13 protein-coding genes, 3 pseudogenes and 1 other annotated feature are annotated in these 15,686 nt (G+C 37.3%); of the genes and pseudogenes, 6 read left to right on the top strand and 10 right to left on the bottom strand.

The window, feature by feature from the left end; all coding sequences use genetic code 11:
• Positions 1-471: 471 nt before the first annotated feature.
• Both CWATDRAFT_RS41940 and CWATDRAFT_RS22250 read left to right on the top strand, forming a co-directional pair.
• A pseudogene (locus tag CWATDRAFT_RS41940) lies at positions 472-837 on the top strand (Calx-beta domain-containing protein); the annotation flags it as partial.
• Complete coding sequence (locus tag CWATDRAFT_RS22250) at positions 832-2,682, top strand: Calx-beta domain-containing protein (RefSeq protein ID WP_412093243.1); 1,851 nt, start codon at positions 832-834, stop codon at positions 2,680-2,682. The pseudogene CWATDRAFT_RS41940 and the gene CWATDRAFT_RS22250, both read left to right, overlap by 6 nt.
• Before the next feature lie 187 nt (positions 2,683-2,869).
• On the opposite strand, the gene CWATDRAFT_RS22245 is transcribed toward CWATDRAFT_RS22250, so the two are convergent.
• The 3 genes from CWATDRAFT_RS22245 to CWATDRAFT_RS22235 are packed head-to-tail and all read right to left on the bottom strand — an operon-like array spanning position 2,870 to position 4,652.
• Positions 2,870-3,352 carry a thiol-disulfide oxidoreductase DCC family protein gene (locus tag CWATDRAFT_RS22245; protein WP_007307126.1) on the bottom strand — a complete coding sequence of 161 codons (483 nt, stop codon included), beginning with the start codon at positions 3,350-3,352 and terminating at the stop codon, positions 2,870-2,872.
• 15 nt (positions 3,353-3,367) lie between these two features.
• On the bottom strand, positions 3,368-3,622 hold the full coding sequence (locus CWATDRAFT_RS22240; protein WP_007307125.1) for a TIGR03643 family protein: 255 nt from the start codon (positions 3,620-3,622) through the stop codon (positions 3,368-3,370).
• A 22-nt stretch (positions 3,623-3,644) separates the two neighbouring features.
• The gene (locus CWATDRAFT_RS22235; protein WP_007307124.1) at positions 3,645-4,652 is read right to left on the bottom strand and encodes a DMT family transporter; all 1,008 of its coding nucleotides are present in this window, start codon (positions 4,650-4,652) and stop codon (positions 3,645-3,647) included.
• 370 nt (positions 4,653-5,022) lie between these two features.
• Between CWATDRAFT_RS22235 and CWATDRAFT_RS22230 the strand changes: the two genes are divergently transcribed.
• The 4 genes from CWATDRAFT_RS22230 (at position 5,023) to argH (ending at position 10,274) form a co-directional block, all read left to right on the top strand.
• Positions 5,023-6,831 (top strand): coiled-coil domain-containing protein, encoded by a 1,809-nt coding sequence (locus CWATDRAFT_RS22230; RefSeq protein WP_232287171.1) that lies wholly within the window; start codon positions 5,023-5,025, stop codon positions 6,829-6,831.
• 306 nt (positions 6,832-7,137) lie between these two features.
• The gene (locus CWATDRAFT_RS22225) at positions 7,138-8,553 is read left to right on the top strand and encodes a PP2C family protein-serine/threonine phosphatase (RefSeq protein ID WP_412093242.1); all 1,416 of its coding nucleotides are present in this window, start codon (positions 7,138-7,140) and stop codon (positions 8,551-8,553) included.
• A 43-nt stretch (positions 8,554-8,596) separates the two neighbouring features.
• A complete protein-coding gene (locus CWATDRAFT_RS22220; RefSeq protein WP_007312175.1) occupies positions 8,597-8,839 on the top strand; it encodes a hypothetical protein in 243 nt (80 codons plus the stop codon).
• A gap of 46 nt (positions 8,840-8,885) precedes the next feature.
• A complete protein-coding gene (gene argH, locus CWATDRAFT_RS22215; protein WP_007307130.1) occupies positions 8,886-10,274 on the top strand; it encodes an argininosuccinate lyase in 1,389 nt (462 codons plus the stop codon).
• Between the two features lie 444 nt (positions 10,275-10,718).
• On the opposite strand, the gene CWATDRAFT_RS41485 is transcribed toward argH, so the two are convergent.
• From CWATDRAFT_RS41485 to CWATDRAFT_RS22190, 7 genes and pseudogenes are all read right to left on the bottom strand, one after another.
• Entirely contained in the window at positions 10,719-11,510 is a 792-nt protein-coding gene (locus tag CWATDRAFT_RS41485; RefSeq protein WP_326997432.1) for an ABC transporter substrate-binding protein, read from the bottom strand.
• Positions 11,511-12,227: 717 nt separating this feature from the next.
• Positions 12,228-12,713: pseudogene (locus tag CWATDRAFT_RS41480) on the bottom strand (nSTAND1 domain-containing NTPase); the annotation flags it as partial.
• Between the two features lie 16 nt (positions 12,714-12,729).
• Positions 12,730-13,353: an nSTAND1 domain-containing NTPase gene (locus CWATDRAFT_RS31950; protein WP_007307122.1), complete on the bottom strand. Its 624-nt coding sequence runs from the start codon at positions 13,351-13,353 to the stop codon at positions 12,730-12,732.
• Positions 13,354-13,454: 101 nt separating this feature from the next.
• On the bottom strand, positions 13,455-13,853 hold the full coding sequence (locus tag CWATDRAFT_RS22205; RefSeq protein WP_007307121.1) for a hypothetical protein: 399 nt from the start codon (positions 13,851-13,853) through the stop codon (positions 13,455-13,457).
• Between the two features lie 200 nt (positions 13,854-14,053).
• Entirely contained in the window at positions 14,054-14,455 is a 402-nt protein-coding gene (rplL, locus tag CWATDRAFT_RS22200; protein WP_007307120.1) for a 50S ribosomal protein L7/L12, read from the bottom strand.
• Positions 14,456-14,530: 75 nt separating this feature from the next.
• Positions 14,531-15,097, bottom strand: a complete 567-nt coding sequence (rplJ, locus tag CWATDRAFT_RS22195; protein WP_007307119.1) for a 50S ribosomal protein L10 — start codon at positions 15,095-15,097, stop codon at positions 14,531-14,533.
• Positions 15,098-15,119: 22 nt separating this feature from the next.
• Positions 15,120-15,290 (bottom strand) — a sequence feature (ribosomal protein L10 leader region).
• A gap of 15 nt (positions 15,291-15,305) precedes the next feature.
• Positions 15,306-15,686 (bottom strand): annotated as a pseudogene (locus CWATDRAFT_RS22190) (uL1 family ribosomal protein); the annotation flags it as partial.

The following is a 15,686-nucleotide window of genomic DNA, read 5'->3' as shown; positions in this document are numbered from 1 at the left end:
GCCCTCTTCCATTAAATATTGTGGATTAAACCCTTAAAACACAATTTTTTTTTGGGTTTTAAAAAACTTTTTTGTGTTTTTGTTCAAGAAATTTTCTTTGGTCAAAAAAGGGGGCATAAAATTTTTGGAGAGAAATTTTTTTCAGGCAAACCCCCTTAAGAAAAGGTAGAAAGTTCCCTTTAAGTTTCGGAGGGGGGAATTCCTTGATTATTATATCCTGGGCATTAAACTTTCCCTTTTAAGGTAAATGGGGAATGCAGAAAGAAGGTTTTAGGACTTTTAGTCATTTTTTTGGGATTTCCAAGAAGAGGGTTCAATTTGACCCCGGGAGAGGGAAACCCAAACGGTTATTCATTGATGTTGTTTATTGATACGGATTTAGAAGGAAACAGAACCCATTGATTTACAACTCATTAGGACCCCAATAAAACTGAAGTAAGAGCAGGAGAAAAGGATGCTGCTACCTTATCTATCAGTGATAATGAAACATCTGCTATTGAGTTTTCTCAAGCACTTTATTCCATACTTGAAGATGATACAAATAACCCCATTAATCAACTAGAAATTCATTTAACTCGAACTCAACCATTCAATGATTCTGTAGAAGTAGAACTTTATCAAAGTGGTGGTTCTGCACAACTCAATTCTGATTTTCAGTTACCCTTTGGCCCTATTTCTTTTGCACCAGGAGAGAATAATCAAATCATTTATCTAGATATTCTATCTGACTCCTTAACAGAAGGTACAGAAACCTTAGAATTAGGATTACGTCCTTTTCCTTTTCCATCTGAAAATAATATTAATAACGTTGGATTACAAAATAAAACTACTATAAAAATTCTGGATGATGAGACAACCTATGTAGAATTTGGTGCAGCTTCCTACACTGTCAATGAAGGTGAGGGAAATACAATTTTTGTGCAACTTACCCGCACTGGAGACACCACCTTTGAATCCTACGTTAATCTTCAGGCAGTGGATGATAATGCTAGTCTTGAAAGTGATTATACTTTCAACAACCTGATTTATTTTGCTCCAGGAGAGAACAACAAATCTGTAGAAATTGAGCTATTTAATGACCTAGAAATTGAAGCAACGGAAAACTTTGATTTAGAAATTACATCAGGTTTTGGTGAGGATAATTATGTGGTAGGAACTCAATATAAGACTACGGTTGATATTGAAGATAATTCTCCCACTGTAGAATTTGGTGCAGCTTCCTACACTGTCAATGAAGGTGAGGGAAATACAATTGTTGTGCAACTTACCCGCACTGGAGACACCACCTTTGAATCCTACGTTAATCTTCAGGCAGTGGATGATAATGCTAGTCTTGAAAGTGATTATACTTTCAACAACCTGATTTATTTTGCTCCAGGAGAGAACAACAAATCTGTAGAAATTGAGCTATTTAATGACCGAGAAATTGAAGCAACGGAAAACTTTGATTTAGAAATTACATCAGGTTTTGGTGAGGATAATTATGTGGTAGGAACTCAATATAAGACTACGGTTGAGATTGAAGATAATGATGCTATTATTGCTGAAGTCGGTCAAATTACCGACTTGAATAATGAGAGTCAAACGATTCTTTTAAACCATAACTTTGTTAACCCCGTCATTTTTGCTCAACCTTTATCCCGTAATGGTGGTGATTCTTCCACAATCAGAATTACTGATATTCAAAGTAATAGTTTCTCAGTGCAACTTCAAGAAACCACCTTAAAAAATGGTAATCCTCATGATGGTTTTCATACCACTGAAACCTTTAGTTTCTTAGTAGTTGAACAAGGAATCTGGGAACTGTCTGACGGCAGTATTCTTGAAGCGGGTAATGTTGCCACAGATGCGATTACTACTTCAACTGGGGAAAGTGTTGACTTCAATAATACCTTTGCCAATACCCCAGTTGTTTTAACTCAAGTTCAAACAAATAATGATACAACCTTTGTGCGAACTCGTCAGCGAAATGGTGATGCTAATGGATTTGACTTCGCTTTAGAAGAAGAAGAACTCTACAAAGCCAGTGGCCATGGTACAGAAAATGTTGCTTGGTTAGCCATTTCTCTAGGTGAAGGAAATTGGGATGGTAATCACTTTATAGCAGGAAATACTGGCGATCAAGTTACCCACAACTGGCATACCATTGACTTTGCTAATAACTTCACCAATGCTCCCAAATTCTTAGGAAATATTGCAACCTTTGATGGTCCTGATTCCTCTGGATTAAGATACCGAAATCTCACTAATGGTAATGTTCAAATCATGATTGAAGAAGATACCAGTCAAGATAATGAGCAAAATCATACCACTGAAGATATCAATTTCTTGGCCCTTGAAGCAGACGGAAACTTAACTGGTTCAGTTGATTCTTTGACTGGATTAGCTGATTCTCAAGCAGGAACGGTTAATGCAGATATTTTTGTTTTAGGTGATGCTAGTGAGTCATTTTATGATAACTATGGACAACAAGATTATGCAGAAATTTCTGATTTTGACCTTGCCCAAGATATCATCCAATTACATGGTTTAGCTGATGATTGTTATCTTGGTTCTTCTCCCACTGGAATCGATGACCAAGGAATTTTTCTTAAAGTAGCTGGCATGGAAGATGAATTAGTTGGTGTTGTTAAAAATACAAACACCTTAGATATTAATAGCAGCAATTTTGCTTTTGTTTAAAACAATCATCTACACCTGAAAAATAATAATTTTAAGCCCGTGGAGACGGGCTTTTTTCAGGTAAAAATAGAAGAATGTTTGTTCATATATAGGATTGAATAACCCTACCGTACCTGTCCCAAACGAGGTACAAGTAATCTCCATAACGTCAAACACCATAATGCGTGGTGCTATGGCACTACAAACATTAATAATTACAAGTATCCGAGCTACATTTTTTATCAGCTTCTCGTCCAGCTATAATTGTCCTTATATCTGGCCTTCCCGTTAGAGATAGTCTAAATTTTGCCCAAATTCCATACACCCAATTAGCAATTTTTCCTACTACGGGAAGCTTAGTTACAGCATAAACCCAACCCATTCCTAAAACCTCGTAAACATAGCGAAATGCCTCAATATCTGTCAGAATTGTTCCGTCAGGTAAAATAGCATGAATTCTTTCCATTGCTGTCTCATAATCAATCCCACAATGTTGCTCAGGATTATAATTATTATCAGCAATATCAACTAAGTTTACTAAACCTCTGCCTCCATCTTTTTTCTGTAAAAATGTTACCTCTCTCATACATAAAGGACAATCTCCATCATAAAGTAACTTAATTTTCCAAGACAGTTCTAAAGATTTTTTATTTTGTTTTGATGTAGAAATATTCATGATTTTTGGGTTCATAAAAGTGTTTGAAAATTAATTTTGATTAGCTGACTTAAAACGACCAACTAAAAAATCTCTTTGACGAATATGCTTAGTTTTTCGTCCCGAAACTCGTTTACGCCACATTTTAAAACTTGAAGCTTTCATCTCTCTTCGCATCAAAGCAATTACTGCTTTTTCCGAAAGACCATACTGCATTTCAATAGCAATGAAAGGGGTTCTATCTTCCCAGGCCATTTCAATAACACGATCAATAGTTTCTGAGTCAAGTTCAGATATTTTACTCATGAATTTTGTCCTCCTAAATATTTTATGAAAGTTTACTCATTGTTCGTTTAGAGAAATCCCAAAATTTGCTACGAAGAGAATTAAACTGTTTTTCGATCATTTCTCGTTGGTTAATAAAATAAATACTAACTAAAGTCAAACTAACCCCAAGCCATTGCCAAGACGTTAAAATTTCGTTGAAAAATAAATTACCAAAACTTAAGGCAAAAACAGGAGTTAAAAAGGTTAAAGAACTTAAACTGGTTAAATTTCCTTTAGAGGCTAAATAGAAAAAGATTCCATAAGCGATCGCACTACCAAAAATAGTAGAATATCCTAAAGATAACCAACCTTGTAAATCGATACCATTCCACTGATTTGACTCCCATATTCCTGAGAGAAAAAATAGAGGAATTCCCCCTAAGACCATATGCCAACCAGTAGCAACTACCGGGTCAGCATAACGACTAACATAACGAATACAAACAGTTCCGGCTGCCATAGAAAGAGAAGCTAACAACATTAGCAATTCCCCACTATTGAATAAGTCTAAACTATTCAAAGTTACAGAAAAACTTTGCGCAGAAAATAAACTATTAAACCATTCTTGTGGTAATCCAATTAAAGCAATACCAAAAACACCGAAACCTAAACCAATACCGCCCCAAAATCCGATAATTTCCCCAAACAACCAACGAGACAATAATGCTACAGCTATGGGTTGTGAATCAATGATAACCGATCCTAAACCGGCACCCGTTCTGGTTAAACCAGCAGCCAAAAATCCTTGGAACATCGCCCCATCTAACAGAGCAAAAATACTAATCCATAACCAAGCCTTAATTCCCCCTGGTTGCTCTCGTTTTAACCACCATGCCACCAGTAACACCAGGAAGCCCGCAGGAACTAAACGAATTCCAGCCATAAAAAATGGGGTAGTTTGGGATAAAACCCCTTTCATGGCTACCATAGCAGTCCCCCAAAGGAAAAATGGGGCAACCAGTAATAACCAGGAATTAAGGGAACTAGATTGATTTCGGATTAGGCTCATATTAAGGAAATTTATTCAACAAGTTCATTGATTCTATCTTAACGAATTGTTGAGTTTTGTTAAGGTTAAGGATTCATCACTACAAAAAGATTTCTAACAAAACTGTTAAACTATTCGATAATTTGGCGATTATGGAAGATAATGGAGTATAGCAGCACAAATGGTCTTTTTAACTGTAATTCCGAGGTGACTCCGAATCTCATTAACGTCCTAACCTTGATGCCTAATGCTATGGTGCAATGGGGAGAAAACTTCGGTGTTGGACATAGCTGAAAACCAGGAATATCTTAAATTAGAGTCGCTTGTTAATAAAAATCGGGATTTTGGGAATATTAGGCATGACCAAACCCAAACTTTGGAGATCAACTTTATGGAAATTGGTATTGGAATCGTTATAGGTTTATTGCTTGGTGCGATCGCCACTTATTTTTTAAGTTCTTCTGGAGCTAAGCGTAAGCTACAAAGTACAGAAAGTAAACTCGAACGGACGGAAAACGCTTTAACAGAGGCAGAAAACCAATTAAAAGAATTACAGGATGTTCCGGCTAAACTGCAACAGACCGAACAAATGTATGAAGCTAAGCTCCAAGATATGGGGCAAAGAAATATAACCCAAGAGGAAGAATTAAGTCAAGCTACCCAGAAAATTGCCGAATTACAGTCCCTAGCATCTCGTGTACAGGAACTCGAACATTTAGAAACTAAGGCCCAAGAGATTGAGCAAAACTATGAGGCTCAGCTTCAACATTTAGAACAAAAGTATCAATCTGAGATTCAAGAATTACAACAAACTCTAGCCAATTCTCAAAGCATAGAAGAAACAGAACAACGTATCCGAGAATTGCAAGGAGCTTATCAAACCCAGATTGAAAATTATCAAGTTCAGGTTCAAGAATTACAACAAGCTCAAGCTAGTTCTCAAAGTATAGAAGAAACAGAACAACGTATTCGAGAAATAGAACAGGCTTATCAAACCCAGATTCAAGACTTACAGCAAAGTCACCAGCAAGCAGTTGCTGACTTAGAAAACGCTCATCGGCACCAGCAAGATGAAAGGGAAGAAGCTAATCAAACTCAGATTAGAGAGATCCAGGCTAGTTATCAAGCTCAAATTGTGGAACTGGAACAATCTCATCAAGAGAACATTCAAGCCTTACAAGAGCAACAAGCAGTCTCACCAGTATACTCTGAGAATGTAACTGATGAAACAGTAAATATGCAAGTTACGGGACTAAATGAAGGTGCTATCTTTAAGTCTGAACAGTTAACTCAGGAAGAAACGAGCAAGACATTTGAAAACGACACTGATAACTTCTTAGAAGAGTTAGGAGAAGTTAGTAAGGACAATCCTCTAGAAGGGTTAGCTGAATTTGAAAACGACGCTGATAACTTCTTAGAAGAGTTAGGAGAAGTTAGTAAGGACAATTCTCTAGAAGGATTAGCTGAATTATCCAATGAGCCTGATAACTTCTTAGAAGAGTTAGGAGAAGTTAGTAAGGACAATGCTATAGAGGAATTAGCTGAATTTGAAAACGACGCTGATAACTTCTTAGAAGAGTTAGGAGAAGTTAGTAAGGACAATGCTATAGAGGAATTAGCTGAATTTGAAAACGACACTGATAACTTCTTAGAAGAATTAAGTGTTGTTTCAGAGACTGTTACCGAAGATGTCATTGCTGACGATGAATTAGAACTATTTTCTACTTCCGAAGAAGGGAATATTGATAGTATCATCCCTGAAGATAACATTAGCGATGACAGTGAAGTATTGAAGGATTTGTTAACAGAAGAAGCAGACAAAGATGATCAAGACTTCTTAGAAATGATGCCCACTTCTGAAGAACAATCCGATCATTTACAAGAAACCATTGCTGCAAGTGATGAAAACGATCCCTTTGCAGATATTTTCGAGTCTGATAGTGACAGTAATCAAATTGATCCTAATGATCCCTTTGCAGAACTTCTGGGGGATGGAACAGAAACACACGATGAAGAATTTTTAAACCTACTGCAGACTGACGAAAATAGCAAAAATGAATCCTTGGAATCCTTAACCCAAGATAAAGATTCCGAATGGGGAGATATTTTTGAAGATACCAGCGACAAAAATGGGAACGAAGAGAATCCCTTTCTAATGGAAGAAATGTTTGAAACATCAAAAACTAAGACATCTTCTTAACTTTCAAAGATAGCAGTATGGCTTCTTGGGGACTGGGTTGAAATCCAGTCCCCACATTGTTTGCCCCAAAAAAATAAAATTTTTAGATAAATCTCTTGGCAGATTCGTCAATTAACGTTATTATTAACCAGCCCTGATTCAAGTAAAGACCTTTCAAATCTGGGAAATTGAGACCTCTTGAAGCCAATATCTCCCACAAAATATGGTGTGAGCCATAAGGAAACGAGCAATGCTCTTGAAAATCTCAGGGTCTAGGATAGAGAAACTTATTTAAACTCTTAATCAATGTCCTCATCTCCTGATATCATGACTGCTGTGTCACCAAAAAAACAGTCTATCTCCAAAATGCACGGGTCAATCAGTGAATCATCCGCTGAATCTACACCAGTATTCGCCCTCAAAGAACTTGTGGCTAGTTTGTATCGAGAACAAAACAAAGTCCAAAATTTATTAAGTTCTCTAGGGTTTGCTCTGCGAAGTTTTAATAATCTCAATCAATTTTTAGAACTGACCCCCCTAATGGCAGCACGAGTAACAGATGCTGACGGTAGTGCTTTGATGTTGTCGAAAAAACAGCATCAAATGAGTCTTGAACAATTACATTGTCAAGACCATCAAATGGCTCGAGAAATCAGAGAAACAATCACTGCGATTATCGATCAAACTCATAGTAAAAAAGTAACCCCAGCATTATCCCTCTCCTTAGATGAGAAAATTCGTCAAGCACTAGGGCAAAAAATCCGCCTCTATAGCACCCCGATCTTGGTTAAAAATGTAGAGAGAGGGAGAATCTATGTCTTTAGTAGTGATCCGGAATATGTTTGGACCCAAACACGAAGGAAATTACTACAATTGGTAGCCGATCAAACCTCGGTGGCCATAGCTAATAACGAATTAACCGTAGAATTACGCTCCAAAGAAAGACAGGATCGAGAACTAGAAATTGCCTCAGAAATTCAGCTAAGGTTATTCCCCCGTCAATGTCCCGTCATCGATGGGATAGAATTAGCGGCCTGTTGTAAAACCGCTAACCGGGTGGGAGGAGATTATTACGATTTTATTCCTACTAACTACGATCAACTACGTCAAGATCAAGAAATTAAACCAGGTGATCCCGCAACCTTGGTTCCTTGGAGTATTGTTATCGGGGATGTGATGGGAAAAGGGGTTCCTGCTGGTTTAATTATGACTATGACTAGGGGGATGCTCAGAGCAGAAGTATTGAACCGTCATTCCCCTGCTAGAATTCTCCAACATCTTAATCGTGTCATGTACGCTGATTTAGATAATTCCCATCGCTTCGTTACCTTATTCTATTCTGAATACGATCCCCAGACTAAAATACTGTCCTATAGTAATGCAGCACATAACCCTCCATTCCTCTGGCAAAAAGCTACTCAGACTATGGAAAAACTCGATACAGATGGGATGTTAATCGGTTTAGATGTCAATTCTCAATACGAAGACGGCCAAACCCAACTCAATCCTGGGGATATCATCCTCTACTATACCGATGGTTTTACCGATGCAGTCAATCAAAAAGGCCGCCGCTTTGATGAAGAAAACCTTATCAAAGTCTTTGAAGAGGGATGTCAACGCTATGATAGTCCTCAAGACATTCTTGACTACCTGTTTGACCAAATTAAAACATTTATTGGCTCAGGAAATAATAACAGTGATGATATGACTCTAATTGTCATGCAAGTAAAATCAACTGCTTGAAAGTCTCTATGTACCAAATAATTTAACCATACAAAGCTGCTCTATGCTCTTGTTTGAACCTACCATTAACCTGAATTTACTCCCGGTTCCCCTTTGGCTAGTTCCTTCATCATTATTTGATCATCCCTGGATAGAGATTAGCCACTTATTTGCCCAAAACATAGAAAATCCACAGATAATTGAAAAACTACAAAAATCTTGGAAAAATTTTATCGAGTCGGGCCAAGTTTGGGCCTTGGGTATAGGATTTGTTCTCGGATATATCTTCCGAACTTTCACTTCTTAAGGGATAGTGAACTATCTGTTTATTTTTATTTTTACAAGGCTTGACCGTGATACAAAAAAAGACTTGGAGCGATCGCTTTGAAGGCAGTTTACACCCTGCCATTGTCCAATTTAATGCTAGTATTACTTTCGATATCGAACTGATTGAATACGATTTAACTGGTTCTATTGCCCATGCTAAAATGTTGGCTAAAACAGGCATTATTAGTGACGCAGAAGCAGAGGAATTAGTCAAGGGTTTAGAAACAATTCGTCAAGAATATCGGGATGGCAATTTTACCCCAGGGATCGATCAAGAAGATGTCCACTTTGCTGTGGAAAGACGCTTAACAGAGTTAGTGGGAGATGTGGGTAAAAAGCTTCATACCGCCCGTTCCCGTAACGATCAAGTAGGAACGGATATCCGTCTCTATCTCAGGGAGCAAATTCAACAAATACGCCAGCAAATCAAAGAATTTCAACAAGTATTGTTAACCCATGCTCAAGAGAATGTTGAAACTCTCATCCCCGGTTATACCCATCTTCAACGGGCCCAACCCATCAGCCTCGCTCATCATCTTTTAGCCTACTTCCAAATGGCACAACGGGACTGGGAACGTTTAGGAGAAATTTACAACAGAACAAATGTTTCTCCTTTGGGTTGTGGGGCTTTAGCTGGTACAACCTTTCCTATTGATCGCCATTATAGTGCAGAATTATTGGGCTTTGGGGATGTTTATGGTAACAGTTTGGATGGAGTAAGCGATCGCGACTTTGCTATTGAATTTCTCAATGCAGCCAGTTTAATTATGGTGCATCTCAGTCGTTTAAGCGAAGAGATGATCCTTTGGGCTTCTCAAGAGTTCGGTTTTATTAGTTTAACCGATAGTTGTGCAACGGGATCTAGTATTATGCCGCAAAAGAAAAATCCTGATGTTCCTGAATTAGTTAGAGGCAAAGCAGGGCGTGTTTTTGGGCATTTACAGGGCTTGTTAGTGCTGATGAAGGGATTACCCCTAGCCTATAATAAAGACCTCCAGGAAGACAAGGAAGCTATCTTTGACGGGGTAAAAACCGTTAAAGGGTGTTTAGAAGCGATGACGGTGTTATTAGGAGAAGGTATCAAGTTTCGGAAGGAAAGATTAAGTGAAGCAGTGGCCGAAGACTTTTCTAATGCGACGGATGTAGCTGACTATTTAGCAGCAAAAGGGGTTCCTTTCAGAGAAGCTTATAATTTAGTAGGGAAAGTTGTTAAAACCAGTTTAGCTGCCGGAAAATTATTAAAAGATTTGACAATGGAAGAATGGCTTGAATTACATCCTAAATTTGAAGCCGATATCTATGATGCGATCGCCCCTAAACAAGTAGTAACAGCCCGTAATAGTTACGGAGGGACAGGGTTTGAACAAATTAAACAGGCTATAGAAAGGGCGAAAAAACAGCTTGAGTTGTCTTAATCAAAGATTGTAGTTGGGGATTAACTTGCACCCAGAAAGTTTGAAACTTCTGAGTGTCCCCAAGGTTACTGGTGTCCGCAGTGTATTTGTAGAAGTTTTGCTAACAAATACCTTAGAGAGATGCTTATCACCAATGAAGATTTTGCTAGTTATATGGATAGATATTTCTAGATAATTTACTTTTTCTTTATCTCTGAGATTTCCCCTATAGGGATACATTTATCTTGATTATATGCATTCTCTTCAATATCTTTAGTATTCATTAAACAAGATTTCCCTTCATTTTTTTTCGCTAGTATCTTTCAAATAATCAAAAACTAATTTTTGTTTCTTTTTGCTTGTATTTTTTTCTTCTATTTTTAGCCTATCTATTTCTTCAAGTCCTTTAACAAAATTTTCGAGCGCTTGATAACTAGAATAAGTACGCCAACTTATATTACCTCCCTATCGCGTAGCCAATTCATTTTTACTTTCGTTCTTTATAAAAGGAGTGGGTACAATGACAAGCAGTTCTTCATAAAAAGAACCCCCATCTTTCTTCAAATCTTCATGGTTATGTAAAGCTAGTCCACTTAAAAATTTAGTCTTTTTAAATATATTTATATTATTAGTGTTCTTTTCATAGAGTTCTTTGTATTCAGAAATAATTAATAAAGCCGAACGAGTTGTCGTCGTACCTGGTAATAAGATAACACATTCTACTCCTTCATTCTTTATATTATTTATAATCTTGTCTTTTAATGATTCTTTTGCGGAAAATGAATCATTAAATTCTTCAAGTATTAACTTTTTTTTGGAAGATTTTGATGGATCTTCTAACAATTTGATTTCCTTTTTTAAATTGCTACTATATTTATCCTGTGAATCATATAAAACCCACATTTTGTTATTTTGATCACTTAAACATTTTTCTTTTCCATATAAATAAAATTTTTCTGCATATTCTTTATTAGAAGCAACTGTCCTAAAAAATACCTCATACTCTTCATTATCTAAGTCCGTACTACTACTGGTAGGAGAAATCATAGCAATTTTATGTTGATTATATATTTCTACTGCAGCTAAACTAGAACCACTTGAGCGATGTCCAATAATTCCTAAAACCTCTTTTTTGACAAGTTTTCTAGCAATTTCTTGGCTAATATGGTTATTATAACATTTCCCATATTGGGTAGGTACAGACTCCGGTTGAGGGAACAGGAAACAGGGAACAGGGAACAGGAAAATGTATCTCATAGCTTTGGAAAATGCCACATTTTTATCATTAGCAATAACAAGTTCTAATAAAGGTAGATTTTTATCTTTTCTCTGTTGATTAAATTCATCTTGTTTTGAAGCAACTCCCCGTAACATATTTCTTGCAACTTCTGCATGAGGATCAACGGGAACAACAACAGCTAATTTATAAGGATTTCCTCTTTTTAAAGCAATGGCATTATTATCGTAAATTAGTGCAATAGGATCAAAAGGAGCAGTATTTTTTGCATCTTCAAAGTTTTTGATAACCTCCTCAATTTTATTAGCGTTTCTCCCCCATTTATACCATGTGCAAAAAAAAGCTGACTTGAAACCTTTAACCCCATTTTCAAGATGGTTATTCGTCGTTCCCAAAAATAACTGACTGTCTCCACTGGTAATAATAAATCTAAAACAATCTTGTCCTATTCTTTCGCCAACATCACAAGATTGTTTATACATTTGAATACCTGTACCCAAGACAAAGATTCCCATCAAACTCGCAATACTTCCCCATAAAAAGCGTTTTTTTAGTTGCTCCTGTTGACTCTTTTTGATAAATTTTATTTGTTGTTCATTAAGATCAGCTTTTCTTTCAGATAACTTTTCTTCTGCTTTTTTAAAGCTATTTTTAGTCAATAAATCTCCTCCGTTTATTCTTGCGTTAAGTTGTTCTTTCCAAATAAGAAATTTACTATCGGGTTCTATCCAATTTTTTAACTTTTTCCATTTTTTAATCAATATTTCATGAATAAGTTCTACGGTTTCTTCTCCCGTAGCGTTGCGACTTGTTAGCACTAAACGATAATCAGCTAATCCTTTAACTAAAGACCAGTTTTCATCTCCTAATTCTTCTTTAGTCGCGATTCGTTTCGTGTATTCTGTTCCTTGTCCTGGACGGACTAATTCGATAAAAATACGTCTAATTTTCTCTTTTTCCTCATCACTAAAATTATCATATTTTTCCTCAGCATAACGAGCTAATGAACCTTGAACTTGACCAATTTTATTGTAAATTTTATGAGTTAATTCTTTACTATTTCCTTGATTCCATAACTCAGTTAATGCAAATTATAATAAAGGTAAATTGCCAGGTTTTGCTTCTATATCATCAAGAATAAGTTCTACTAATCCTGACTCAAATGCAACTCCTAATTTATGAGCCGGTTCCTCAATAACTTCTGTCAATTCCTGACGATTCATTGACCTAATTTTTGTATTATTTTTTTCTCAAAAGATCAGCAAAATTAGGATAAGATAAAGCATTTCCTAAAAAATCTGTCCGCATAGTTATTACTAGCACAGGTGATAACTTATAAATAGAAAATAAACCTAGATTTTTATTTTGAGAGAAGTTAGAAGTTAATAGATCAAGAAATTTATGTTGAGTGTCTAAATCACAATAATAAAGTTCTTCAAATTGATCGGCAATTAATAATAATCTTTGCTTGGGGTGCTTTCGTTCAATGTTACTAAATACATGGGAAAGGGAAGTATTACCATTTTTAAACTCATCAGACAGATCAACAGCTTGAGTGATTTCATTTGTAGAATCTATCTCTAATCTATACAATGGAACTAAAGCTTCCGCTAAAGCATAAAATGGATCTGGTAAAGTAGAAAATGGGTCTCGGGCGGAACCAGGACGAAAATAAGTAAATAACCAATTACCATCTTCTTGTAACCTTGTTACTAGTCCAGCAAAAACAACTGAAGATTTGCCGCTTCCTGATGCACCTAATATGGGAATAAAATTACGGTTTTTTGTTGCTTGATAAAGCTCTTCAATAAAAAAATCACGACCAAAGAAATATTGTGCATCATTAGGATTAAAATGATCCAACCCCTTATAAGGGCAAGGTAACTTATCATCAGTGCCAATACCCTCATCAATCGGCGTGGCATCGTGACTGACGTAATAATAGTTATAATAGTTATAGATGATTACTTTTTTTCGTGAATCACCCTCCTCCCAATATGAATATCCCCTGCTGATCCCTCAATGTGAGTAATTGTTGCATCTCCTCCTGTTGCGGTAGCATTCCCAATAGTAGTAGTTTTCTGTGTAGGATATTGTTCCTTGAGTTTCTCTAATAATGCTTGCGCTAACTGGATGATTTCTGCATCTTCATGAGCATTTGTTGCTTCTACTTCTTCTTTTAGGGTGGTTTGACGACCTTCTGACTTGGGCTTTTTTTCCAATTTATCGATCGCTTCAGCTAAATCGCTAGTTTCGCCAAATTTCTTTTTACACGCCCCTTTAAGGGCATTATAACTGTCTTTAATGGCATCTGTGCTAATCCCTGCAAGTCCAGCGATAATAGCTGTGGTGATTGTATCCATCTTAAGTGTCTAGAAAATTACAATAGTAGAATAATTATCTCAATTTTATACAAAAATGGTGGGTTGCTACGGATTCTTGTATTTCCGTGATAGCGATAGCTTGAAACATAAAAAGACAAAAAAATAGCTTTAATGATGTCAAAAAAACAAGCCCCTACTGCAACAAGTAGGGGCTTTGAAAGTAGTTTAATTACAAGAAATTACTTCACGCTGACCTTTGCACCAGCTTCTTCGAGCTTTTTCTTGATCTCTTCGGCATCATCTTTTCCTGTACCTTCTTTAATAGGCTTAGGAGCGGACTCAACCATATCTTTAGCCTCTTTAAGACCTAAACCAGTGATAGCCCGAACCACCTTAAGAATGGCAATTTTCTTGTCACCGGGAACCTCTTCGAGAACCACATCAAACTCAGTTTTCTCTTCTTCAGCCTCAGCCGCAGCACCACCAGGTGCAGCACCACCAGGTGCCATCATCATCATGCCACCAGAAGGAGCAGAGGCACTCACGCCAAAAGCTTCTTCAATTTGTTTAACCAACTCAGACGCTTCTAAAAGGGTCAGAGATTTTAGCTTTTCGAGAATTTCATCGGTTGCAGCAGACATAATTTAACTCCTTGAAAATAAGTGAAAAAAGTGGATAATTGAACAAACAAGATAGATAGATGGGGGAATGAGCTTTTAACCATTCCCTTCTTCTTTGGCCGCCATAGCCGCCATAACACGCCCAAAAGAGTTGGGGATGTCGTTGATACCCCGTCCCAAAGAACTCGGCACTTCGTTGACCCCAACGGCCAATTTGGTAGCGATAGAATTGATCGCTCCAGCTACTTGTCCGATGAGTTCTTCTTTTGACGGTAAATCAGCGATCGCCTTAACCTGCTCTTCGTTAAGAGCTTGCCCTTGCATGACACCACCGCGAAACTCGGTTTTTTTGGTGTCTTTCTTAAAGGACTGATAAGCCCTAACTGCGCTACCTACGTCATCCTTGACCAAGACAAAGGCCGATGTACCTTTTAAAAAGTCCGTCATCGGTTCCCATGCCTCATCACCTGTCACAGCTTTTTCCATAAAGGTGTTTTTAGTCACCTTACAGATAGCTCCACTGGGTTGGAGACGGTTCCGTAGATCGGTAATTTCGGCAACAGATAGACCTTGATAATCAATAACAATGCCTAATTGTGCCTCGCTCAAGAGTTCCTTGATCTCAGCGATCACCGTCGCTTTATTTTCCCTGGTTCTTCCCATTCTGCTCTCACCTCCTTAATTTTGGGAAAAAAATAAACCCCTAACAATTTGCCGGGGCTGAAGTCCAATTTAATCAGAGAAATAGTTAGCAAAACCTACCATTTACTCAGATGTCATTTTCTTCAGGCTTCAACCTCGGCAGGATATTTAAGCAAGTTGCCCCTGCTGTCTTCGGAATAAACCAAAGTTTCACTTTTTAGTTGTTAGCTTAATTGCCTTCTGCGAGGTTTATGTCTCGTAAGGCACTAATATCGACTTGAATAGAAGGCCCCATTGTAGCAGAGACAAAGATACTACGCCAGTAGCGACCCTTTGCCCCAGAGGGACGTTGTTTGTCGATAGTTTCTTGTAAGGCTTTGAGATTAGCCAGCAAGTCTTCGGGGGCAAATGATGCCTTTCCAAACATAACATGAACAATGCCTGTTTTATCGGCCCTAAATTCTAATTTCCCTGCCTTAAATTCATTAATAGCGGTTTCAAGATCAGCCGTGACGGTTCCCCCTTTAGGAGAAGTCATCTAACCATGAGGACGTAGTAAACGTCCTAATTTAGCCACTTTAGGCATCATATTAGGGGTGGCGATTAAGAC

The organism is Crocosphaera watsonii WH 8501 (assembly GCF_000167195.1).
GTDB classification, from domain to species: Bacteria; Cyanobacteriota; Cyanobacteriia; order Cyanobacteriales; family Microcystaceae; genus Crocosphaera; species Crocosphaera watsonii.
Note: the sequence above shows the minus strand (reverse complement) of the source record. Positions and strands in the feature narration are given on the sequence as shown.

Bases quoted from the DNA above. Each gene is read 5' to 3' on its own strand.
- CWATDRAFT_RS22205 (WP_007307121.1), bottom strand. From the start codon at position 13,853: ATGGATACAATCACCACAGCTATTATCGCTGGACTTGCAGGGATTAGC.
- CWATDRAFT_RS41485 (WP_326997432.1), bottom strand. From the start codon at position 11,510: ATGAGATACATTTTCCTGTTCCCTGTTCCCTGTTTCCTGTTCCCTCAA.
- CWATDRAFT_RS22225 (WP_412093242.1), top strand. From the start codon at position 7,138: ATGACTGCTGTGTCACCAAAAAAACAGTCTATCTCCAAAATGCACGGG.
- CWATDRAFT_RS22245 (WP_007307126.1), bottom strand. From the start codon at position 3,352: ATGAACCCAAAAATCATGAATATTTCTACATCAAAACAAAATAAAAAA.
- CWATDRAFT_RS22240 (WP_007307125.1), bottom strand. From the start codon at position 3,622: ATGAGTAAAATATCTGAACTTGACTCAGAAACTATTGATCGTGTTATT.
- CWATDRAFT_RS22235 (WP_007307124.1), bottom strand. From the start codon at position 4,652: ATGAGCCTAATCCGAAATCAATCTAGTTCCCTTAATTCCTGGTTATTA.
- rplL (WP_007307120.1), bottom strand. From the start codon at position 14,455: ATGTCTGCTGCAACCGATGAAATTCTCGAAAAGCTAAAATCTCTGACC.
- rplJ (WP_007307119.1), bottom strand. From the start codon at position 15,097: ATGGGAAGAACCAGGGAAAATAAAGCGACGGTGATCGCTGAGATCAAG.
- CWATDRAFT_RS22230 (WP_232287171.1), top strand. From the start codon at position 5,023: ATGGAAATTGGTATTGGAATCGTTATAGGTTTATTGCTTGGTGCGATC.
- CWATDRAFT_RS22220 (WP_007312175.1), top strand. From the start codon at position 8,597: ATGCTCTTGTTTGAACCTACCATTAACCTGAATTTACTCCCGGTTCCC.